Raw genomic sequence first — 1,180 nt, 5'->3', positions numbered from 1 at the left:
CTAGAGGGCTTTCGGATCGGGTGTCGCGGGTTGTAGGTCGAGTCCGGTCTTGGCGATGAAGCCGGCCAGGGTGCCTGGCCGGTACTGGAGACGGCGCAGCCGGCTCTTGACGGTCTTCAGGAGCTGGTCGATATCGCGCTTGGCGAGGTTGACAAGGCCAGACTTCATTGCAGACCAAACTCCTTCCTGTGGATTCAGTTCGGGGGCGTAGGTAGGCAGGCGGTAGACCGTCAGCCACTTGCGGCGGGCGATGAGTTCGGCCATCCGGGTCGAGACGTGCGTGTTGATGTTGTCCCAAACGAGCACGATCGGGCCGTCGAGCTGCTGGTGGGCGGCATCCAGCAGGACCGCGTAGTCCTCTTCGGCGAAGCCTTTCGGTTCGTTCTTGCGGCCGTGGTAGACCAGGGTGCGGAAGATGAGTCGCACCTGGTCGGGGCGCTGCGGCCGGAACGCGATCAGCCCGGCGACCGACACGCGCTTGGTCCCGGCCGAGCCGACCTTGACGATCGGTGTCATCCCGATCAAGCCCCAGGTCCGACCCTTGGGCGGCCTCAGGCCTTGTCCTGCTTCGTCTTCAAAGCAGATCCAGGCGTTGAGGGCCGCGGCCGTGCTTTTATATCCGGCCATTGCTCCTCCCGCCACGCCAAGATCAACTCCTCGTTACGCTCGGCGGCCCGCCGGGTCGGGACCTGCCAGGAGAACCGGATCCGCTTCATCAACTCCCAGACGGTCGACAGCGACTTGTACCGCACCCCAAACAGTTTCCAGATCAAGTCACGGATACGGACCAGGGTCCAGCGCTGATCATCGCTCCAACCGTGCTCAGCCGGCCCGAGCTTCAGCGCGGCGGCCAGCTCCCGCTGCTGTTCCGCGGTCAACAGCAGCGGTCGGCCAGCGGCGCCCTTCGACAGCAGCGCGTCATAGCCGCCCCCGGTGAACGCCGCCCGCCACCGCGCCACTGACCTGTCCGTCACTTGCAACTGCTTCGCGATGTCCGCATCGCTTAGACCGGCCTCGATGTACTCGGCGGCTTGAAAACGCACTTCCTCGCGCCGAGCCCGCTCCGCCGCGTCGAGCCCGCCGCCCCTCCCATACCTCATACCAACGGCATAGCGCGCACGTAACAGCCTGTCACCAGACGTCGACCCGGCAACGACATCCGGTCCGAAAGCCCTCTAGC

At 65.3% G+C, this 1,180-nt stretch carries 2 protein-coding genes; both read right to left on the bottom strand.

Going from position 1 to position 1,180, the window contains the following annotated elements:
• Nucleotides 1-627, bottom strand: a complete 627-nt coding sequence (locus tag ABIA35_RS49420) for a transposase (protein ID WP_370362651.1) — start codon at nt 625-627, stop codon at nt 1-3.
• Nucleotides 552-1,100, bottom strand: coding sequence for a winged helix-turn-helix domain-containing protein (locus tag ABIA35_RS49415; protein WP_370362650.1), 549 nt, complete (start codon nt 1,098-1,100; stop codon nt 552-554). The genes ABIA35_RS49420 and ABIA35_RS49415 overlap by 76 nt, the downstream gene beginning before the upstream one ends.
• Between the last annotated feature and the right edge of the window lie 80 nt (nt 1,101-1,180).

Origin of the sequence: Catenulispora sp. MAP12-49, assembly GCF_041262705.1 — a bacterium.
Classification (GTDB): Bacteria; Actinomycetota; Actinomycetes; order Streptomycetales; family Catenulisporaceae; genus Catenulispora.
Note: the sequence above shows the minus strand (reverse complement) of the source record. Positions and strands in the feature narration are given on the sequence as shown.